Source organism: Desulfosporosinus acididurans (assembly GCF_001029285.1).
Taxonomy (GTDB): domain Bacteria; phylum Bacillota; class Desulfitobacteriia; order Desulfitobacteriales; family Desulfitobacteriaceae; genus Desulfosporosinus; species Desulfosporosinus acididurans.
Genome location: NZ_LDZY01000024.1, coordinates 1 through 20,985 on the forward strand (window position 1 = coordinate 1; position 20,985 = coordinate 20,985).

A 20,985-nucleotide genomic window follows, 5' to 3' on the forward strand; every position below is an offset into this window, starting at 1 on the left:
CCAAAAGCTTGCGGGCTTAGCCTTACGAGAAAGCAGCTCAGGTAAGCACAAGGGACAGACCACGATCAGTAAGCGCNGCCGCGCACGACTGAGGGCAATCCTATTTCAAGCAGTGATGCCGCTAGTCGCNAAAAAAACGCAGAGTTTGCAGAGATACACAACTACTACACAACAAGGATCAAGAATCCCCTGAAGAAGAAACAATCACTAATTGCCTTAAGCTGTAAACTAATTCGGGTGTTCTATGCAATATTAACAAAAGGTACAGAATACGATCCAGAAAAGCTAATTAAGGACATTCATCGTCCAGTTGAGCATTTAGCAGCGTAATTAGAATAGCAGCGAAACCATAAGAAACAAACGATCTGTGGGTTAAAGCGTCACCACAGAAGCGAGCAATCCAGGTAACCTAGCAAAACAAAAGAGCTGGTAGTCAGTCGCATATTTTTCCATTAGAGCAAGGACTCGGTAGAGGAGCATAACTGACACCCAATCATGGATAGGTGGAACGAAGGAATTTAGGGCAGATTTATAATCTTGACCCTGTTAGACATGGGAGGTTTACCACCGTGAGAATCATGGGTTTACAACGGCCAACATATCCACAAATAGTAGACGTTGGCTTTGCCATATCCAATTTCTCCGAATTAGACATTTTATGCGAATTCTATCCGTGGTGAGCTAATTTGGTTAGCTAGGAATTCTATGAAAATACGAGATATCTAAAGAAAATATCAAGATATTATAGGGAGGAACAGTTATGACCGAAAAGAACATTTTGGCCTTTTTTAAAACTTCGGATGAGGCTAAAATAGCTGCTGAACAGATTAAAGGTTTAGGAGTAACCGATATCCAGATAGACCGTTTTAGTAAATATCCGCACGGCAGTGCCGATTTTGTTAACGATCCTACAACCGGTGACATGCCTAGCCAAGCGGCATTAATTTTAGGAGCAAGCTCAGATCAAGATACCGGAGTATTAGCTTCCGCGGATGTCAGCGCCAGTGGTATGAGTGACGGAGGTCAAAATTCCGTATCCGGCCGTGACGTACTTGTTGCGGCTATTGTTGATGAATCGCAATTTGACAGAGCCGTCCAATTTGTTAAGGATAACGATGGACTAGTTTAAGATCAATATCGGAGTTTCGAAGTTCGCTGCGACCTTTCTAAAATTGAGCAAATAATTAAGCCTAGCAGTAATATAACTGCCAGGCTTGTTATTTATATCTATCAGACCCAAGAAGAAGTAAAGAGGAAACTCAAAAGAATCAGTTCCGCTTCATCGCCATACTCTTTAGATCGCTGTAAAGCAAGGAGATAAGAGACAAAAAAGTTAAAACGATACAAAGAAGCCATGCTGATTGATATGAACCCGTTTTATCATAGATCGCCGCCAATGCCGGAACAGAAATAGCAGCCCCCAAATAGACGGACAGATTTACGTAGCCATAAATTTCGCCATAATATTTTGTACCAAACATTGAAGAAGTAATAACCGGTGGGCAAACGGTACCTGTACAAATGCCAAGGCCGTATAAGATTGCTGTGATATACATTAGGGGTTTGGAGTTCGGATATAGCATACATACGAAGGAAAGGGCGAAGACGATACAAATATAAAGGGTTCCAATCTTCGTGCCAAACTTATCATAAATCCAGCCCAATGAAATTTTTCCAAGAGTAACTATGATTAAGAATATGGAAAGGATGCTTGCAGCAAAGGCAGCTCCATGATGATCGGCAACAAAAGCTGCAAACTGGCTAAGAGATCCAAAACTTACAAAAGAAAGGGCGAATATGCCAAATAAGTAAATCCAAAAGAAATTATTTTTTCTAGCTTCCTTCAGAGTTAAGTTATATTCAACCTTAGGCTTGGCTGCTTTTTCAACAACAGAAACTGCTTCATCGGCGCCATAAGCTTTCAGGCCCATTTCTTCCGGAGATTTTTTCATAACAAGAACCATAGGCAGAGCGATAATGAGCATAGCAGCGCCAAATATTAGATAGGATATTCTCCAACCATAGTTCTGAATAACACGTGTCATGATCGGGCTGATAATGGCCCCGCCCACACCGCTGCCTGCTAAGGCTATACTTAGTGCTAAACCTCTCTTTTTTACAAACCAATTAGTTAAGACAATGCTAATAGGCAGAGCAATTGCTCCAATAGAAAATACGCCCATAAATACAGCGCTGATATAGAAATGGATAATGTTCTGTCCCAAAGAAAAACTGGCGTAAGAGGTTGCTAAGCCAACGATACTAACAGCCTGAATTAATTGAGTATTTTTCTGGGCGAGCCATTTTCCGAGGTATGGCGATAAAAATACGGTCACACCATAAATAATGGTGCTTATAAACCCAAATTCACTTCGACTAAACCCCATGCTTTTAGTCACAGGTTTAACGTAGAGTCCCCAGTTTGTAGTAATAAGCGGATACGGAATCGACATGATTAAAACTCCGGCGGCTACAATCCACCAGCCATAGAATAGTTTTCTTTTGCCCATTTGATCATCCTCCAAACAATTTTGCCGGTTCGTTGCTTAACCTTTATATATCTTTCCGTCTTTCATCACCCAAGCCACATTCTTTAGAACAGAAATGTCCTCGAAGGGGTTCTTATTAACAGCTACGATATCAGCGAGCTTCCCAGGTTCAATCGTTCCAATTCGCTCATCCCATCCCAGCAATTCGGCTGCATATCTCGTAGCGCTGAGAAGCGTATCCGTTGGGGAAATGCCTGCTTGAAGCATCAATTCAAATTCGCCTGCCTGTGTACCGTGCGGAGTAAGCGGAGTTCCGCAGTCTGTTCCAAAAACAATACGTACTCCTGCATCGTAGGCTTTTTTAATGTTGGAAAGATGTGATCCTACCAAAGCTGTAGCCTTGCGAACAGCAAAATCAGGAATACCGGCAGCTGCACCTTTTTCCGCAATAACTTTTAAAACGATAAACGTAGGAACGATGGCAATACCTTTTTCAGCCATCAGATTTATAGTTTCCTCATCAACCAATGTACAATGCTCAATAACGGAAACCCCTGCATCGGCGGCTGCCTTAATACCTGCCGTACCATGAGCGTGGGCAGAAATGATCTTGCCATGCATGCGTGCGACATCAACAGCGGCTTTGATTTCCTCAACACTCATATTTTGTTCTCCAGGTTCGTTGCCCGGGCTGAGAACACCGCCTGTTACTACAACCTTAATCTGATCGGCACCGTATTTGAGCATTAAGCGGGCAGCTGCACGTACTTCATCAGGACTGTCAGCAACATTACCGGACTTATAAGTGCTATAACCCAATGTTTCTCCCGGATATCGATACTCAAGATGACCGCCGGTTTGGGTAATATACATACCACTGGTAAAAACACGCGGACCAGGGAACAGTCCAGCTGCAATGGTATTACGTATTATTTCAGAGCCGCTTATAGTGGGGTATCCTTCATCGCGAACTGTTGTAAATCCGGCCAGCAAATCCAGTTCAGCATTTCTCATTGATTTTATGGCTACTAGTTCCGGTGGTTCACTTACCTCAACAAGGGTTGTATTGCCGCCAAATCCGAGGTGGACATGCGTGTCAATCAAACCCGGAAGAACAAACTTATCCGAAAGATCAATAATTTCATCATTCGCACCCGCTGCAAAATCCTCAGCTCGCTTAACATCGCTGACCTTGTTATCTTGAATAATAATAATTGCATTTTCTTGAATATTCCCGTCAATTGCTGAAAAGAGCTTTCCGCATTTTATGATCTTAGGCATTGCTTTTTCCTCTCTCCTTACTTGTTATTATCGGCTGTGATACTTAAGCCCCCTTTCGATGAATTAATAATTATGCGGCCTTCACCTATCCTCGAAGACCCAGTGACCAAAGTATAGGGCTAAATACTTACTCTTTACTAGCAATTTGCAATTATGTGTTGAATTCCGAATTTATCAGTTACATTGTGTTAAGAAGGATAATGCAAAAAAAATCTTGGGCTCTTTATAGGCCCAAGATCGTTTTAAGTTCTTTAGCTTTATTACGGCTCACAGGAATTTCCTCGGGATAATCGGTAAGCTTTAGTAAGTATGTATGATTAAACATAGGAAGGATTTTCTCGATTTTGTTAAAGTTTACCAGATAACTTTTATGACAACGAAAGAAATTAGAGGATTCTAATCGCTCTTCCCAATAGTTTATGGATTGTTTCGTAAGATAAGTCTTCTGTTGGGTGTGAATCAAGGCTCCACGGCCTTGAGGTGTAAACATGAACACATCGGAAGGGGCTAACAAAAAAATTCTTCCAGCCTCTTCCGCAGCAATTATTTTATTAAATCCATCGCCATAGAGTTGCCTGATTTTTGGCAGTTTAGTATCCAGCGCCGTCCTTTCTTTACCGCTTTTAAAATTGGTCAGCACCTTTTGAATGGTTCGATCTATTCTTTTATGAGAAACGGGTTTGAGAATATAATCAATGGCATTGTAATCAAAAGCGTTCAGTGCATATTGGTCATAGGCCGTTACAAAGACGAAATAGGTCGCGGGTGAAATTTGCATTATCTCTTCTGCTACATCAAATCCACTGATTTCAGGCATTTTTATATCTAGGAATATCAAATCAGGAAGATAATCTTCGATTTTCTCAAGAGCAGTTACCGGGTCAGTGAATGATGCCATAATATTAATTTCAGGATATTGTTGCAAAAGGTACTCAAGTTGAGCCACTGCTAATTGCTCATCATCAATGAGAATGGTATTAATCAAAATTGGTCACCTCGCCGAGTTAGGTATTTTAACAGTAACATTTGTTCCATTATTTATGCTGCTTTGAACCTCTAGGCCATAGCCATAATGTTTTTGCAGCCTTTTCTGGATATTCCGGAGACCAACTCCTACTTCTTGAGCGTTCTCATCATTTAATAGGTGTTTGAGTTTATTCGGGGCCATACCAACCCCATTATCCGTGACACTAATTACCGTTTCTTGATCGACATTTTTAATGGAAATCCGAACGATTCCGCCTTTCCTTTGCGGATAAACACCATGTTTAACGGCATTTTCTACTAAAGGCTGAAGAATAAGCGGTGGAATCAGAGGATTAGTATTGGGCTCGACATAATATTCAACTTCCAGCCGTTCGCCAAAACGTACTTGCTCTATGGCCAGATATGATTTAACCAAATCCAGTTCTTGATCCAAGGGAATGAGCTCCATGCTGTTAAGCCGAAACTTTCCTTGTAAATAATCGCTTAATTCTTCTAATAGTTCTGCTGCCTTGAGGGAATCTGTCCGACAAAGTGCCGTAATTGAATTGAGGGTATTATACAGAAAGTGAGGTTGAATTTGGGCTTGAAGTACCGAGATTTCAGCTTGCAGTATTTTGCGTTCTGTTTCCTTTGTGGCAATTAATTCTTTATTACGATGTTCCAACGCTTCTCTGGCCGCATTACTCTGCTTAAGGTTCAACAATAAGAACACAATGTAAGCAAACATTAAAGTGAGTATGATGATACTCGAAATGATAACAAGCATCAAAACATGTAACTCATTTGCGGATGCGAACAATTCATTTTCATCAGCAACCGTGACTAAGGTCCATCCGGCAATTGGAATTGAATTATAAAAAGCGACTTTTTTCTCCCCATTGTCTGTGAAGCGAAATATCCCAGACTTAGTACTTGCAACAAGCTTACCAAGCTGCTGCATATTTCTGTCCGAAACAGTTGACATTTTTTCCCTCATAGCCCATGAAGCATTTGGATGGGTAATAAATGTCCCATCTTGAGCTAATAAAAAGCCATATCCCTTTTTCCCGTAACCAGCCTGCTGAGCAAATTGCTGTATCGTTTCAATGGTTAAACTTGCCGCTGCCCCAGCCGAAACGTTTCCCTTACTATCTTTGCGCCAGGCTACCATAAGTACCATATTTCGTCCATAAGCCTGAGAATAAACAGGTTTAAATATCGTGTCATAAACACCTGCCGCTTGTGAATACCTCATTCCGGCTTCAACCGCTGCACCTTCCGCCCAAGGGTCTGTTTTATTCGTTCCATCTTTAACGTTATAGTATCTGGCCTTGAGTTTTTTGAAATTCTTGGGATTTCCCCACTCATCAGGCCGTAGATAATTAACAATATGTAAGGCGGCATATTCATTGGGATATGCCGTAGAAACATAGTTCCAGCGAGATTGATTAAGTTCATCAAGCAAGCGAATGGATTCGTCGTTTCGAGTTAGGTCTAGCTGTGGATTTAATGTTAACGCCTGCCCAAGTATCGGACTTTCTGCGGTTTCCCGCACTTCTCCCAAACGTCCTTCCAGCCATGTATTAATATAACCGGCCGATTGTGCTGTGTGATCAGACATCGTGTGCATTAATTCACTTTCACTGACTTGATTATATTGACGATAGGTAATTAGCGATAATACTACTAAGCCAAGCATAATTATCATCATACTTGTGGTTGCGAACTTCGACTTATACGGAAAATTTATTATAAACACTATGATTCTCCCTTAGGACAATTACTTCTTAGCCACGCCGCGTTGATCCTCTGGCTGATGATATGGAAGAAAACCTTTGCCTATAAACTTGAAAGGCAGATCCCTTTTACTAAAGAATTCTCTATAATAGTTACAGCTTGTACCAAGAAAATATTTCGAAAATGGGAACAGACTTAATACTTGTATCACCTTTATAGTCAAAGCAATCGTTAATATATAGATTAGAAGGCTTTGTAACAAGAAACTTTTAATTGAGTATACCTTATCTACCTCCATTGCTACAGCCTGAAGTACGATAACATGAGCTAAATAAGCCGAGTAAGAATACGGAGAAGTATCCTTAAATAGGCGATATAGCTTTGGTTTTTGGTTGACAATGTAAGATGCTAAACTGTAAAACATAAAAAATGCCAAAATCATATATGAAACTTTAAGAAAACAGTATAGATACCCGATTGTTATATATTTGTGTCCGGGAAAATGGGGGTTTATTTGAATGTAATAAATATAGAGCAACAATGGTGTATAAGTGAGAACTATAAATTTTCGATAACGTTGGAGCAATGCTATTAAATGAGGATACCAAAATATTACATAGGCTCCAACTACGAAATAAATTGACCATAATAAAGGCGTTCGATCAATAAACATTTGTTCATTATATGTCGGTGTTTTAAATAAACTTTTTCCAATTATGAAAGTAATCCCATTATTTTTTAGAAGTATTATATAAAACACAAAACAAATCAATAAGAAACCCACTTTATAAAATTTGGGCAATTTTTGTATACGCTTGGACAACCACAGTATTAATGGAAAGAATAAATAAATTCTTAAAATCATCGACATATACCATAAATGATACCTACCGGTTCCAGCAGCCAATTGCCCGACGAAATTGTCAAAGGAAGCCTGACCATACTGTTTAGCATCCATAATATTAATTATTGACCAGATCACATAGGGCAAGAAAATATATAGTATGCGCTTTTTATAAAATGTAAATATATTTACCCCTTCAGTATGATTATAGAATAGACTAATCGCAGTAATCATAACAAAAATTGGTACAGCTGGTTGAGCAATAACATAAAAAAAATTTAGAATTAGTGATTCAGAAAAACCTGCCCCTTCCCGCCAGGCATATGCTCCAAAAACGTGCTGAGCCACAACGAATACAAAGCCTATCATTCTTAGAACGTCTAATTCTTTAATATGTTCTTTCTGCATATCTAACCACTTTTCATTGAACCTAAGCCAAAAGAGAGGCTGTTCTATTTTCTCTACATCTTGTTAACTATTTATTTATCCCTACTGGACAAATCCCTCATCCCACGATGATTTTCTTCATCCCAATAATTATAAGGATCGTCAGCCGGTATAGGTATCGCCTTACCGCCCACTTTCTCCACAAAAACTGCTACGTCACTCGCGATGTAATCTAACCTTCGGAGTATAGCTTGAAAGGTATTGGTATAGGCCGTACCAAGACTTCCGCATACAAGTTGATCGGAGATCTTTTTAGCTATAACCACGACAGATTTCGTTTCCGGCATAATGTCGGTAGGATGGAACCCCGACGGTGCTCCGTCAAAACGTTCTACAGAAGCCACTCCTACAAGATCAGCTCCTAAGTTTAAGGCGCTGGCTTTAATTTCTTCCTTCAAACCCATGTACTGTTCTCCTTCCTTACTTAAGAAATTATAAGTAACGTTTATCAATAAAGTGGCACTTAAACCATCACTCTTTAAGCTAACATTTTCAATAGTTATTTATTTGCAGCTGCTGATTTGGTAATGCTGTTTAAAGGACAATTATAGATACTTACGTCGTATTAGGCATAGATCTACAAAAACTCCTATATATCGATCATTATATAGAGGATTCTATCGAATTATGTCGAATTTTTCTCTGTTATTATTTATTTAAAAAGATATTAAAGCGAGGTGGATTTATGACTAGAAAGCAATTTGCTCTTAAAAATGGTTTCAGTACTTATCATGAAATGCAAACATCAAGCCGAGTGGTGTTTCAGGACACGAGCTCTTGGTTGATAACTCTTACAGAATATGGATTTCTAGCTTGGATTGATACATCTTTTGAAAAGCCTCTTGGCTATTTTGATTCTTTTGAACTTGCAAAACAAGAAATCTTTGACGCAGTGAACCAGACACTTAACGCAACTGAATTCAGAGCAGAGCTTGATTAATCTTAAACTTTAAGCTCCAATGTCCTCATTTCTTAGGTCAGTTTCAACGCTGATGCCATTTTTTAAGAGTTCTGCCATTATCTCGGTTGAAACTGGCTTGCTAAAAAAGTAACCCTGAATTTGATCACACTCAAGTGTATCCAGCCCTTTTAATTCTTCCAAAGTCTCCACGCCTTCTCCTATGGTTTGGAAATTCATAACCTTAGAGATTTTGATAATTGCTTCAGCTAACGTCATTAATTTTGAATTTGTATTAAGGTTTTGGACAAACACACGATCGATTTTGATGGTATCGATTGGTAAATCGACAAGATAGCTCAGGGAAGAATATCCTGTACCAAAATCGTCAATAGCTAAGCCAATCCCCATCGCGCGAAGGCGTTGTAACGTAGTTAATGATTTATCAAGTCCATACAAGCCGACATTTTCTGTGATCTCTAATTCAAGATTCTCCGGGGGGAAGCCAGTCTGCTTCAAGACACGATTCACCATCTCTTCAAATTGATCGTGAATTAATTGAATCGGTGAAATATTAACCGATAATCTCAGCTGCGGCAACCCCTTGTTAAACCATGTCTTTGCATCTCGACATGCTGTTTCCAGAACCCATTCGCCAATGGGTATAATAATACCCGCTTCTTCGGCAATAGGAATAAACTCTGTTGGAGTAATCAAACCGAGTTTATTATTTTTCCAACGAATTAAGGCCTCGACGCCTACAATCTGCTGCGTCTTGGCAATAACCTGAGGCTGATAACTTAAAGTAAATTCATCTCGTCCGAGAGCAAACTCTAACTGATTTTTTATTTCCAACTTACGAAAAATCCTTGTATCGATCTCTTTGGAGTAAAATCGATAATGACTTCCTTCTCTTTGTTTATCTAAGTACATAGCAGCGTCCGCATGTTCCAGTAAAACTTCCATACTCAGCCCATTATGGGGGTAAAGGACAATACCAATGCTAAGATTGACTTGGATTTCTCTTCCTTGGATATTTAGAGGCTTTTCAAAGCATTCAATAATAGTTTGTGCAATCTCTTCGACCTCGTCAACAGACGTTACCTTATCGATCAAAATAGTAAATTCATCGCCACCCATTCTAGCTACTAGACTTTCTTCGCTAACACACTTTGCTAACTGTTTGGCTACTTCTATGATCAATAAGTCACCAGCAGCATGTCCGAAGGTATCATTGACCATCTTAAAGCGATCAAGGTCTATAAACATAATTGCAATCATCCTTGGATAGGGATTATCATTAATTAACTCGGATAATTTATCAATGAACTTACGCCGGTTAGGAAGACTGCTCAATTCATCATGATATGCCATCGATTTCATGGTTCTTAAGGCAACTTCCAATTCGTTTTGTTTTAGTTTAAGACGATCCGCCAATATCCCCATTCCAATTGCCGTAGCGAATAAACCTAGAGATAACGTTACTAAAACAACACCGTCACTTCCCTCTTTGAGTCCCATAAAATTAAAATTTCTCTCTGACAATTTATACGTAAGTTGGATACTTACACTAAAAAAAGCGGTAATGAACCCACCTTTTAAGCCATAGTAGTAGGCTAAGATTATTGCAGGTATTATATAGAGCATCCACATCAAATCACCGGGAACGAGTTGCATATGATCTGTTACCAAAGGTATAATTAAACAAATTAAAATAACAATCCAATGTGACCAGTGAACTCGAGATTGCTTTAACAACATATTTTCACTACTTCCTGCTAATTAGTATTAACAAACTTCTAATATCTTTTGCTTTTTAACCTGGCGTTTCTATGTATTTGTTAACTTAGTAATATGTAGCAAACCACCGACTAACATAATTACATTTTCTTACATTATTCCTAAAACAAAGAACTGATTAGTTCGATATTGTTGTTTATTCGACATAACTAAGATCAATCCTTTACAAGAAGTAAATAATTTATTTCAAGTTATTCGTTGTCTAAACAATCAAAAAATAACTTTTATTATGAGATGTTATCTATAAAATACAAATACATATTTTACTTAAAAACAAGGCGATGACAAAAAGGACCGAACTCGAAATTCGGTCCTTTTCATATTTTTAGCGTACAACGGAATTTAGTTAGCGGATGTAATTTAGGCTCCTACTGATCGGATAAATCTATAGATTAATGCGACTCTTAAAGTACTTTAAAGCCTAAAACGAAAACAATCAACAGAAGAATTCCCAGGCTTAATGAATAACCGATAAGCTTTTTTTCAATTGGTAGCAAGTCGAACCATTCCTCTGCCTGCATTTCTGCCTTCGCATTTGGCTGTTGTCCAGCATTTGAGCTAGCTTCTGCCATAATTGCACCTCCTTATCAGGATAATGAATTCTAGCCAGTTACAATCGGCGGCATAATTCCGTGGTAGAAAATCCAGGATATTAAGAGTCCAACCCAAAGGATAAACCCAAATAGACAAACAGCATATACCGTCACGATTCTGCCCATGCCTTCAGCCCATAGTTTACGTACATTAGTGATTAAACCGATTGAGAAAAACGTAAGAGTAAAATAGATTCCTCTCAGGCCATTAGCCTGGTCAGCTGCAGCTGTAGCAGCTTTGGTTAAGTGCGGAGCTGCTAAACCTATCAAAAGAAGGATTAGAAAAGTAGCAGCATAACCAATCACAAACTTCGGGAAACGTTCCCATATTTCTCCTTTTGTTACCTTGGCACCTTTTTCTTGACTCCTTTTGTTAATCCCAAAAACTGACCAGACCACGGCAAGGATAAAGGCCCAAATCCCTATGAAGATGTCAATAAAAACCTTGGTAACTGTCGTAACCGTCAGGATCCAGCCGGGTTCCCACTTTACTCCGTTTACAGCCAGTGCTTTAGCTCTGATTAACCCTTCTGTGATTGCACCGCTGGCGACTGCACCGCCATCGCTTTTGACAGCCAGGCCCATCCAAGATCCAGCAACCATCGGTTGATTATACAAAATGCTTTGGGCAAGCCATGGTAAAAACAAAAGTTCGACAGCTACGAAAACAATGATTACCGAAGAGAGAATAATTGGGATCTGAGGCCGGGATCTAATTGCCCCGCCAGTAGCGATAGCGGCTGCAACACCGCAGATAGAAATACCGGACGCAAGGGGGGCAGCCCATTCCGGTGTCATTTTAAACCATTTCCGAGAAATGAAGTAAACGACAGGCCAGTAGATGAGGTATGCTTCAACAATAGCGCAGAGTCCCCGAATAATCACTGTGGAGGCTAGATTGACAGAACCAAGAGCTTTAATTCCCAAGGTTGCTCCTAAAATTACAATTCCAGTTTTAATATATAACTCAGGTCGTGCCGCTTCTTCTAGAAATTTTGCCAATCCTGTCCAAAAGTTACCAATTAGAAGACCTACTATAAGTGCGATAATAAAACCCCCTTCAGGGGTAAGTCCCACTGACCAATTCATATTTAGCTTCGCATACTGGTCTTTAGTTGCCGCAAGATAACCGTAACTTCCAAGAACAAAAGAACCATAGGCCAATGCAAAAATAATCGTAAATCCCACGACAAATCGTTTTAAGTTCCAACCCATACACGCGGCTCCGATAGACGTTGTAACCAGAAAGAAAAGAAATGTCAGCAACAAGGAAGCCCATCCAGGCAAAAACGCATATGTTTTGGATAGGGGTGCCATTGAATTAGTTATGCTGAGCCAGACATTCGTTTTAACAGCCCAACCTAACAAATCGCCTCCAAAGAGTTGACCTAAACCGAGGAAAAACACCAATCCTCCCAGCCACACAGCCCACCAGTCCTCGGTCTTCAACAGCGAAGACCTAGTCAAAGTGTTTTCTTGGTTCATTTTTTCCCTCCTAACTTAAACTTAAGTATTTGGCCGAAATATGATGGTTTTCTTCTTTACCTCCTTTCATTTACGCGATTATAAAATTCCTTTATAATCGTTTATTAAAACAAAAATCATTTCTATGATATTCTATTGATCAAAATAGCTTGTAGAACACGTTTTTCTATATTGACAGTTTTTTTACTTTTGCTTGAATTAACGACCTCGTTCAGCTAAAGCTGAACTTCGGGACTTCAGTTGGGGGCTTAAAACTGGATAGAAAAAGACCTATAGATTCTGACTATAGGTCTTGAGTACGTCTTTTTATAACTTTTTATAAATTGTTAAACCATATTAAAATTGAAAGGAACTAGCCAATAATTCACAGGATTTCGATGATTTATTTTCCGAATCACATTTCAATACGTCCCTAGCCCTTTCCAGATCCTTAGACGAAAATGCAAACGTTTCATTTTCAGACATGAATTTATTGTTGGAATCTATATCAAAATCAAAATTTGAGCTGACTAAAATGGAATCAAGATTAGAATTTAACCCACAAACAATGACGCTTCCCCCAGCATCTTTAACCGACCGCGTGAAAACTTTGAGAGCATTAAGTGCAGTTACGTCAATGTTGCAGACATGCTTCATCCTTAAAATAAACACCTTTGATTTGCTAATCAAACTAACAAGCCTTTGTTCGAGATTATCCGCTAATCCAAAATAAAGGTTACCCTCTAATTCAATAATTAGAATTTCAACGTTATCCTTTACAACCTCAACCTCTTTTTCAACGATTTTGGGATCTTCTGCTTCCAAAGGAATAAAAATTCTTATGGGTGCTTTATTGGTGTCTTTTAGATGCAGCATAATTGTAAGTGCAATTCCGGTATAGATCGCATAGGAAAGGTTAGGTAATAGGATAGTTGCAAAACAGGTTACCCACATAGCTAAAGAATCTGACTTTAGTTTACCAAGACTTACAACTTTCTTGATCTCATCTTTATTCACAAGATTATAAGCTGTTACCATCATAACACCAGCTAGACAAGCTGTAGGAATATATTTGGCAAAAGGAGCAAAAAACAGAAGAACAATAGCCATTATTCCACCTTGGAGAACACCGGCAAGTCTTGAAACGGCTCCACTATGATAATTGAGCGCAGTTCTTGTGAACGAACCGGATCCTGGGAATCCTTGAAAAAATGAGGAAGCCATGTTCGCAATCCCTTGGCCTATAAATTCTTGGTTTGGATCGACCTTTTGGCGTGATAAAGTCGCAATTGATTTAGCACTGGAAATTGCTTCAACACAGCCAATAATGGCAATAGATAAAGCTCCGCTAATATTATTCTGAATAAAGCTGAGATCAAAGTTAACCATTTTAAACGGAGGTAAAGAAGTAGGTATATTTCCAGTAAGTTGAACTCCAAGTTTATCTAGCGAAAAGATGACAATGAAGATAATTGGAACAATAATTCCAATGAGGGCACCTGGTAGATTCTTATTAATTTTTTTGCAAACAACTATCACGATTATCGTTATTAAACCCATTCCAAGAGCATATATATTGGTTTGTTGTAAATGGGTTAATACATAATACAATTTTTCTGTCGTCGCCATTTGGGCTGAATTTTTAACAGGAATACTTAGAAGAGTGCTTAGTTGTCCGAGAGCTATTAAACAACCTGCCCCAGTTGTAAAACCAATAATTACAGAGTGAGAAACATAACTAATTAATCTGCCAAGTTTCAAAACCCCAAAAAGGATCTTTAAAGTACCCACTAAAAATGTCAAAAGGAAAACCATTTGATAGGCATTGTCGAGTCCCATATAGTTCTTCATGACACTAGCGACCAGTAAGGCAGATGAATTAGTCGGCCCAGTAATTAGGTGTTTAGAACTCCCAAATGTTGCACCGAAAATCGCGGATACAATCGCTGTATAAAGGCCATAAACCGGGTTTAGCCCTGCAATCAAAGCGTAGGCCATGCATTGAGGAATTGCTACAACTACCCCAGTCAAAGCCGCCATAAAATCCTTGCGAAGATTCTCAATTTTATAACTCTTTATAGTCTCAATAGAGGGGAAATGATTAATTTTTGTTAGGTACATATAAATACCACCTTCAAATCAACGAAATTTGACAAACACAATATTTGTGCTCATCTAAACTCCAATTAATGCGGATGACGATCTTTCTATATCCTCCCTTCCAAATTTTTTAGTCAAATTTCTTAGCATCCCTTTAAGGGTATTTTCTAAATACTGTAATTTTCTCGAAATCAATCCTCCTTTTATGTACTTGTTCTCACAATTAAAGATTAGCATTGAGTTTCGTTAATGTCTATAAGAAGACAATATTGTCGTAATCGTATTTATTTATGTTAAGCGCTATTTGTGAGACTATTATAAATATTTTTAACTAAATGCTTGAACTGTTTTTTGTTCTTCGAATAAAATTAGGATCTAATACTAAAGTTTTACACTCTATAAGTTATTAATATATTAAATCAAATCATATTATATCGAATAAACTTAAGTTATATTCAAATATTACAATACAATTTAGTTTAATATTAACGTAATTTAATTAAACAATTATAATTTAAAAGAATTATTTAAATTTATATTTTTAAACGACTTGTATTTGAAGTTATGTACTACATTTCATTTTAAAAACAGAAAGCATAAACTTAAAAAGCATTTTTTCGAACATTATAGCTAAATTTTTCGCAAAAATTTATTAGTTTATAATGAACAATTCCCTCTAACCTAAGTGTTTGTAAAAAGCTATTTTGATTACAACGATTTTGAATGTAAGATTAAAAAACGCCCCACAGCTTAAGAGTCTAAAACTCACTGCTGGGGACGCACTTATAAATCATTAGGTATCCAGTTACAAACTAAATTTACGTTGAAAAAGCCAAATGACTCTCTCAGCGACTTATTGAAATTGCAACTCGCTGGAATTAAGTAAAGAACAAGATCAAGTTACTAGTTAATTTACCCGGTAACAGTTCTAGGTTGAACGTCTAAGTTTCGATTGAAATAGATCATAACGGCATTAACCAGTAGAATCACCATCGTAACATAAAATACATTTTTAATCCCATAAGTGGCTGCTACTGTACTTCCTACAAGTGGACCTATTAGATTACCTAGGAATGTGGAAGCCGAATTGAACCCGAATGCAGTAGCCTGCAGCTCTTTAGGAGCCTTCTTTTTAACCAGTACATTTAACGATGGTATCATACCTCCGATAAATAGTCCTAATAGGAATCGACCTATAAGCAAAACACCGATATTAGCAGCTAAGGCTTGGGGAAAATACATACATGCTGCTGAACATAAGGCAATGATTAGAACCTTGCGTTGACCAATATTGTCACCCAATCTCCCTAAAGTAGGTGCGCCAATTAGATTTGCAATACCGCTCATTGCTACAACTAAACCAGCTATTAAGGCTAAATGAGCACCTGAATATAATGTTTCGGCATAAATCGAAACGATTGGCTCAATACTCATCATACCAACTTGTGTGAATGTCGAGGCTATAAAGACTGGTAAAAGTGATTTCAATTGAATCAAATCACCTTTTTGATTATTTTTAGTATTGACTCTTGGCTGATGGTTTTCGTGTACAAATATCAAAACAATAATTCCGGCGGCTATAAGAAACCCTCCCGTTAAATAGAACACAGCACGGAAACCAATAGTTTCTGCTAGCACACCACCGATTAATGGACCGATAAGATTTCCTGCAATTGCTCCAGTTTGAAGCATGCCAAGTGCCTGGCCAGAATTCTCATTAGGTGTTATTGAGGCTTGCAATGAAACGGACATAGAGATGAATCCAGAAAAGATTCCGTTGAATAACCGAAGGAAAAGCAATTGCCATACATTCACAACCGCGCCCATTAATGCTGTTACAACTCCCATACCTAGACCGGCACGTAATAGCATAATTTTTCGTCCGTGCTTGTCGGCGAATCTTCCCCAGATAGGCTGACAAATTACGGAGGTTACAAACTGGGCTGAGAAAACCCAACCTGACCATCGTTCAATATCCTGTAATTGATGTACTCCGAGCTTTTCAATATACAAAGGAAGGAATGGAATCACCAAACTCATACCAGCCGTTACCAGAAAATTGGTAACCCATAAAATCATAAGTGTTCGTTTCCAATTCAATAAAAACTACATCTCCTCTAGTCAACAATTATCGGTCAATTAGCATTCTGCACGCAGTTGTTAATTCCTGCAAATATTAAACGCTATTCGGTTAAAACAAAACTAATCAGAGGACAAACTGCTAAATATGTAATTATGATTAGCAAAAGCCCAAAGTTATCCTCGAAAATGAGAATCTCTTTGGACCAGTTAGTATTGCCAAAATCAATATTTCCTGATATTAACACAGCTGCTTATATTATGGAATATAATGTATTAGTTTGGGGGGAGGCCCTTGTGGTAAGGAATAATTACGAATTTTGGTTAATTCAAAGCTATTGGATAATATGGCTGGTAGGTTCCTTTATTGTCTCAATGATACTGGGTGCTGTTATTTTCCGAAACTATGAATCACTCCGATAGTATCTAATTTTATGAGGACATTTTGAATGCTTATGAGCTCAAACATGATAGAGAATACTTGGAACAATAGTTCTTCCACTCAAAAAAATACGAAATTCTGGGGCATATGGTTACCTGTCCCTACCTTTATTGCAATCTTAAATTCGCTTTTTTGGACCTGGCTCATTCTAAATACCGGTGGCTATACCGAAGGAGCTATTGAAAAAGCGGGGGAAAGAATAATTGAGCAATTTTAGTTGGGGTGAAGATTTATGCCACCAGAAAACAATCTAATTCTAGAACAATATTTAGGAAGATTTAGCCCATATTTTAGAGGAATCTTGTGTAAGAACCCAATAATTTTCCAGAAGTATTACTCATTATTGCTGAACCAAGGACGGAAATGGTTTGCTGGCAAATTAAACCCATTCAGACTTTGTACTGATACCATAATGTTTTGGTTTTTTGTCCGTCCTTACTGCGCCATCGGATTAGCTATACGCGATCTTCGAATCGTGCAAGTTTTTTGGCGTCAACAAATGGAACCTAACGAAACAATATATTTGCTCTTTAAAATAATTGAAATAAGACCTCCGTATTCCCTTACCCTATTGACTACCTATGCCTCTCTTGCTTTTGTTATTATCGATGCTGCTTATAGAGTCTTTGAGGTAATTAGCGGGCAAAACGGGCAACGGCAAAAGAAAACGGATGTGACCGCCAGCAATCTTTCGTATGAACCGATTGATTTAGAAAATGTCATTACAAAAGAAATAGTCACTGAATCTCGTTGTTCTCAGCGTGGTCAACTTAACCCCTTTAGCCTTACTCCGAGAATGTCCATTTACTTTCCTGTTTACGATCATCATACATCTATAGGTTTTCTCACCATTGACTTTCGTCATGTGGAATTGAGTATAAAACAGTCCCTGGAGCCCAATGATAATATTGTCAGTCTTATTCGATTCCTTGACCTATATACACCTTTTCCATTACAGATTGCTGTTATGATTCTGTCATTCGGACTATTTTTGAATGGTGCTATTTTTAAATTTGAGCAAGCTAACAGTGAACACATTATTAGAGATAGCCTTAACCAGTTAAAGTAACAACTAAAAATCATTTCAATAACCCTGAGATTATTTGAGTAGCCTTTGTAAAGGAGAGGTTTTTTATGTCACTATGGGATTTGTGGGCACATGGTACGACTATGGGAGCACAACCCTTCGCTTATTTTTCTCCTTTACTTTCAATTACTGTTTTTATCATAATTGTCTATATAATTACTGCACTAAAGCAGGTTGTCGATAATCCAGATCAACACGTTTTATGGTAACCATCTCTGCACCGTTTATTTTCGCAATCGTTAACCAAGAGGTATGCTTGAAGATTAGTGGTCTTTTATCCATTCATCAGTGGATATCACCCTAGAGAACCGCATCGCTTGCGTTACAAGAATCGATCTGTGAAGTTCCTCACCTGTAACTTTTCCAGCATAATTCATAATATCTAAAGTACCTGTTGCATCAGACAGAAATTCCACTGATAATCCGAGATGTACTGCTTGTCTTGCGGTCGTATCGCAGCACATCTGTGTCATGTACCCAGCTATAACGATTGTGTCAATCGACATTTGTTTTAACATATTTTCTAGATCAGTATCCGTAAAACTTCCAGGTAAGTTCTTATCGATAATACAAACATGTTCTTTTTTCAAGAGGTCCTCGTGAATTTCCCAGTTATGGCTCCCCTTTCGAAAAGTAGCTGCATCATTTTGTATCGCAGTATGTCGGATTAATATAACCGGGATTTGATATAGATTTGCTGCATCCACAGCCTTAATTATATTTTCAAAGCTTCCTTCGGGATAAGTAATCGGCATCCTGCCAGTAAAATATTCATACTGAACATCAATTACCAATAATGCTCTCTTCATTGCCAACCCCTCCATTTCTTTTGTTATAATAAGTATACAAAAGTTATTAGTTGAGCCGAGAAAATTAAGGGCTTAATTCAGTTGCAATAGTAAAGGATTTTGATAAAAATGCTTGATAAAACTGATTTGGCAATTTTAGAGCTGCTTAAGGCAAATTGTAAAGTCCATTTGCGAGATATTGGCGAAGCGATTCATCTAACAGGACAAGCTGTTGCTAACCGCATTTCAAGAATGGAGAGTTTAGGTGTTATTAAAGGTTATACTGCTTTGATTGATGAGGAGTTACTTGGGAAAACTCTAACTGCATATGTCACCGTTTTCATGAAAACAACCGATCATAAGGCATTTCAGATATTCGTGAAAGATAATTCTTCGGTTATGGAAGCTTACCGGATTAGCGGTGACGGATGTTACATGTTGAAAGTTCAAGTTAATTCTCAAACAGATTTGAACCATTTTCTGGACTCTATCTTACAGTATGGAAATTACCGGATAAATATTGGCATAGGAAAAATCAAATAATTTAATCTAGAGATTATTTTGGGATGAGATTATTTTTAGTCCGACTAGATAACCAATGCAAGTAATTATTAAAGGTAAAAACATGGCTGCAAAAAATAATTGGCTCCTCATAAATTCTAAAAACATAAATCCGTTTACAGGAGCCATAATTGCAAAATTAACCATCACTAAAGGATTAGGCCCTAAGTGCATGACAATAAAAGTTGTTCCTAATGCTATAGCCCAAAATATAATTGCAAATATTAAAAAGCTCTTCTTTCTTTCCCGCCCTCTAAAAATACCGAATGAGAACCATAATACTAAGAAAAGTATTGTTAAGATGAAATTCAAGACTGTTGGCGGTGGACCATCCACTAATCCTTTAGTGTTAAATATCGTTGCTAAGACAATTGTCAAATGGGCAAATGTAATATTTAGTATCAATTTGATACCTCCCAATACTTAATGTGAAATTAATTTATTTCACTAATTCTTAGAACTATCCACATTTCAAACAAGCTATGTTTAAATAAATTTAGAATTAACAAAATACCCTCTGTTATCTCCTAAACTTTAGTTGTCTTCAAAGGTAATTTTGGAGATTTACCCCAATAGTAAAACTCTGTCACATAAATAATATTCTCTTTTTATAGCATTATCACCTTTATTTTACTGGTGTACCAAAAAATGGGGCTGTGTGAAAACACAGCCGAGAGAAACCGCTAGAAATCATTAGATTTCGGCGGTTTCTCCGCGTATTCGGAAGAAAAATGGTATAATTATGACAAGGAAAGAACGAATGAGGCAGGTGTTTTCTCCTTGTCAAAACCGGGTAAAAAAGTACATAACCAAGTTGTTTTTAAAGAGTATAATCAGAATCAACTGAGCTTACCAATAGATTTGGAATGTCTTATTCCTCCCAATCATATGGTCAGAGTGGTAAACTCTGCTATCGATCAAATGAATCTGGAACCTCTTTTAGCTAAATATCCGGGAGGTGGACGTTCGAGTTATCATCCCGTCATGATGACCAAACTGATCGTTTATGCCTATGCTGATAAAACGTTTTCTAGCCGCCGCATAGAAAAGGCAGCCCGCGAAAACATCATGTATATGTGGTTGTGCGGAGGAAATAGTCCGGATTTTAAAACCATCAACAGCTTTCGGGGCGAACGTATGAAAGATGTGTTGGTTGAGATTTTTAGTGAGGCTGTTGAACTTTTACATAAACAAGGCTATATCAAGCTGGAAAATTATTTCTTAGACGGGACAAAAATAGAAGCCAATGCTAATAAGTACAGCTGGGTCTGGGGAAAATCAACCAAGCGCTACAAAGAAAAGCTGCGGGAAAAGTGCCGAGAACTCTTTGAATTTGCGGAGCTAACCAATCAGAAAGAAAATGAGGAGTATGGGGACCGGAACCTGGAAGAACTAGGAGAAGAAAAACC

At 38.1% G+C, this 20,985-nt stretch carries 19 protein-coding genes and 1 pseudogene; 8 read left to right on the plus strand and 12 right to left on the minus strand.

All coding sequences use genetic code 11. The features are described from left to right. Window positions 1-330: pseudogene (locus tag DEAC_RS23030) on the plus strand (transposase); the annotation flags it as partial. 430 nt (window positions 331-760) lie between these two features. Continuing rightward, window positions 761-1,129: a hypothetical protein gene (locus DEAC_RS20845; RefSeq protein ID WP_047812024.1), complete on the plus strand. Its 369-nt coding sequence runs from the start codon at window positions 761-763 to the stop codon at window positions 1,127-1,129. Window positions 1,130-1,268: 139 nt separating this feature from the next. On the opposite strand, the gene DEAC_RS20850 is transcribed toward DEAC_RS20845, so the two are convergent. The 6 genes from DEAC_RS20850 to DEAC_RS20875 form a co-directional block, all read right to left on the minus strand. Beyond that, the gene (locus DEAC_RS20850; RefSeq protein WP_047812025.1) at window positions 1,269-2,510 is read right to left on the minus strand and encodes an MFS transporter; all 1,242 of its coding nucleotides are present in this window, start codon (window positions 2,508-2,510) and stop codon (window positions 1,269-1,271) included. A 36-nt stretch (window positions 2,511-2,546) separates the two neighbouring features. Next, window positions 2,547-3,770, minus strand: coding sequence for a metal-dependent hydrolase family protein (locus DEAC_RS20855; protein ID WP_047812026.1), 1,224 nt, complete (start codon window positions 3,768-3,770; stop codon window positions 2,547-2,549). 223 nt (window positions 3,771-3,993) lie between these two features. After that, the gene (locus tag DEAC_RS20860) at window positions 3,994-4,755 is read right to left on the minus strand and encodes a LytR/AlgR family response regulator transcription factor (protein WP_047812027.1); all 762 of its coding nucleotides are present in this window, start codon (window positions 4,753-4,755) and stop codon (window positions 3,994-3,996) included. A gap of 6 nt (window positions 4,756-4,761) precedes the next feature. Beyond that, window positions 4,762-6,495: a sensor histidine kinase gene (locus DEAC_RS22460; RefSeq protein WP_053006556.1), complete on the minus strand. Its 1,734-nt coding sequence runs from the start codon at window positions 6,493-6,495 to the stop codon at window positions 4,762-4,764. Window positions 6,496-6,516: 21 nt separating this feature from the next. Next, on the minus strand, window positions 6,517-7,725 hold the full coding sequence (locus DEAC_RS20870) for an acyltransferase (protein ID WP_047812028.1): 1,209 nt from the start codon (window positions 7,723-7,725) through the stop codon (window positions 6,517-6,519). A 71-nt stretch (window positions 7,726-7,796) separates the two neighbouring features. Further along, a complete protein-coding gene (locus DEAC_RS20875; protein WP_053006557.1) occupies window positions 7,797-8,168 on the minus strand; it encodes a hypothetical protein in 372 nt (123 codons plus the stop codon). A gap of 281 nt (window positions 8,169-8,449) precedes the next feature. Here DEAC_RS20875 and DEAC_RS20880 point away from each other — a divergent pair, with 281 nt between their 5' ends. Beyond that, a complete protein-coding gene (locus DEAC_RS20880; protein ID WP_047812029.1) occupies window positions 8,450-8,704 on the plus strand; it encodes a hypothetical protein in 255 nt (84 codons plus the stop codon). Between the two features lie 9 nt (window positions 8,705-8,713). Here the strand turns inward: DEAC_RS20880 and DEAC_RS20885 are convergent, their stop codons facing one another. The 5 genes from DEAC_RS20885 to DEAC_RS20900 form a co-directional block, all read right to left on the minus strand. Then, window positions 8,714-10,423, minus strand: coding sequence for a putative bifunctional diguanylate cyclase/phosphodiesterase (locus DEAC_RS20885; protein ID WP_053006558.1), 1,710 nt, complete (start codon window positions 10,421-10,423; stop codon window positions 8,714-8,716). A gap of 443 nt (window positions 10,424-10,866) precedes the next feature. Then, entirely contained in the window at window positions 10,867-11,034 is a 168-nt protein-coding gene (locus DEAC_RS23775; protein ID WP_162531700.1) for a hypothetical protein, read from the minus strand. 30 nt (window positions 11,035-11,064) lie between these two features. Continuing rightward, the gene (locus DEAC_RS20890) at window positions 11,065-12,540 is read right to left on the minus strand and encodes a putative sulfate exporter family transporter (protein WP_047812030.1); all 1,476 of its coding nucleotides are present in this window, start codon (window positions 12,538-12,540) and stop codon (window positions 11,065-11,067) included. A gap of 336 nt (window positions 12,541-12,876) precedes the next feature. Then, entirely contained in the window at window positions 12,877-14,640 is a 1,764-nt protein-coding gene (locus DEAC_RS20895) for a SulP family inorganic anion transporter (RefSeq protein WP_047812031.1), read from the minus strand. An 891-nt stretch (window positions 14,641-15,531) separates the two neighbouring features. After that, on the minus strand, window positions 15,532-16,719 hold the full coding sequence (locus DEAC_RS20900; RefSeq protein WP_152671461.1) for an MFS transporter: 1,188 nt from the start codon (window positions 16,717-16,719) through the stop codon (window positions 15,532-15,534). A gap of 653 nt (window positions 16,720-17,372) precedes the next feature. On the opposite strand from DEAC_RS20900, the gene DEAC_RS20915 reads away from it, so the two are divergent. Beyond that, the gene (locus DEAC_RS20915) at window positions 17,373-18,209 is read left to right on the plus strand and encodes a hypothetical protein (protein ID WP_053006559.1); all 837 of its coding nucleotides are present in this window, start codon (window positions 17,373-17,375) and stop codon (window positions 18,207-18,209) included. A gap of 65 nt (window positions 18,210-18,274) precedes the next feature. Then, window positions 18,275-18,436, plus strand: a complete 162-nt coding sequence (locus DEAC_RS24000) for a hypothetical protein (protein ID WP_172408162.1) — start codon at window positions 18,275-18,277, stop codon at window positions 18,434-18,436. 54 nt (window positions 18,437-18,490) lie between these two features. Here the strand turns inward: DEAC_RS24000 and DEAC_RS20920 are convergent, their stop codons facing one another. Continuing rightward, window positions 18,491-19,036 carry a cysteine hydrolase family protein gene (locus DEAC_RS20920; RefSeq protein WP_047812033.1) on the minus strand — a complete coding sequence of 182 codons (546 nt, stop codon included), beginning with the start codon at window positions 19,034-19,036 and terminating at the stop codon, window positions 18,491-18,493. A 108-nt stretch (window positions 19,037-19,144) separates the two neighbouring features. On the opposite strand from DEAC_RS20920, the gene DEAC_RS20925 reads away from it, so the two are divergent. The 3 genes from DEAC_RS20925 to DEAC_RS20935 form a co-directional block, all read left to right on the plus strand. Beyond that, window positions 19,145-19,558 carry an Lrp/AsnC family transcriptional regulator gene (locus DEAC_RS20925; protein WP_047812034.1) on the plus strand — a complete coding sequence of 138 codons (414 nt, stop codon included), beginning with the start codon at window positions 19,145-19,147 and terminating at the stop codon, window positions 19,556-19,558. A 55-nt stretch (window positions 19,559-19,613) separates the two neighbouring features. Beyond that, window positions 19,614-20,003 (plus strand): hypothetical protein, encoded by a 390-nt coding sequence (locus DEAC_RS23705; RefSeq protein WP_047812035.1) that lies wholly within the window; start codon window positions 19,614-19,616, stop codon window positions 20,001-20,003. 353 nt (window positions 20,004-20,356) lie between these two features. After that, the coding region (locus DEAC_RS20935) for a transposase (protein WP_047812036.1) at window positions 20,357-20,985 on the plus strand (629 nt) is incomplete at its 3' end.

Coding starts and splice junctions, on each gene's coding strand:
- DEAC_RS20875 (WP_053006557.1), bottom strand. CDS start 8,168: ATGGGTTTGAAGGAAGAAATTAAAGCCAGCGCCTTAAACTTAGGAGCT.
- DEAC_RS20925 (WP_047812034.1), top strand. CDS start 19,145: ATGCTTGATAAAACTGATTTGGCAATTTTAGAGCTGCTTAAGGCAAAT.
- DEAC_RS20915 (WP_053006559.1), top strand. CDS start 17,373: ATGCCACCAGAAAACAATCTAATTCTAGAACAATATTTAGGAAGATTT.
- DEAC_RS20890 (WP_047812030.1), bottom strand. CDS start 12,540: ATGAACCAAGAAAACACTTTGACTAGGTCTTCGCTGTTGAAGACCGAG.
- DEAC_RS20920 (WP_047812033.1), bottom strand. CDS start 19,036: ATGAAGAGAGCATTATTGGTAATTGATGTTCAGTATGAATATTTTACT.
- DEAC_RS20845 (WP_047812024.1), top strand. CDS start 761: ATGACCGAAAAGAACATTTTGGCCTTTTTTAAAACTTCGGATGAGGCT.
- DEAC_RS20880 (WP_047812029.1), top strand. CDS start 8,450: ATGACTAGAAAGCAATTTGCTCTTAAAAATGGTTTCAGTACTTATCAT.
- DEAC_RS20895 (WP_047812031.1), bottom strand. CDS start 14,640: ATGTACCTAACAAAAATTAATCATTTCCCCTCTATTGAGACTATAAAG.
- DEAC_RS20885 (WP_053006558.1), bottom strand. CDS start 10,423: ATGTTGTTAAAGCAATCTCGAGTTCACTGGTCACATTGGATTGTTATT.
- DEAC_RS20850 (WP_047812025.1), bottom strand. CDS start 2,510: ATGGGCAAAAGAAAACTATTCTATGGCTGGTGGATTGTAGCCGCCGGA.
- DEAC_RS23775 (WP_162531700.1), bottom strand. CDS start 11,034: ATGGCAGAAGCTAGCTCAAATGCTGGACAACAGCCAAATGCGAAGGCA.
- DEAC_RS20855 (WP_047812026.1), bottom strand. CDS start 3,770: ATGCCTAAGATCATAAAATGCGGAAAGCTCTTTTCAGCAATTGACGGG.
- DEAC_RS24000 (WP_172408162.1), top strand. CDS start 18,275: ATGTCACTATGGGATTTGTGGGCACATGGTACGACTATGGGAGCACAA.
- DEAC_RS23705 (WP_047812035.1), top strand. CDS start 19,614: ATGCAAGTAATTATTAAAGGTAAAAACATGGCTGCAAAAAATAATTGG.
- DEAC_RS20870 (WP_047812028.1), bottom strand. CDS start 7,725: ATGCAGAAAGAACATATTAAAGAATTAGACGTTCTAAGAATGATAGGC.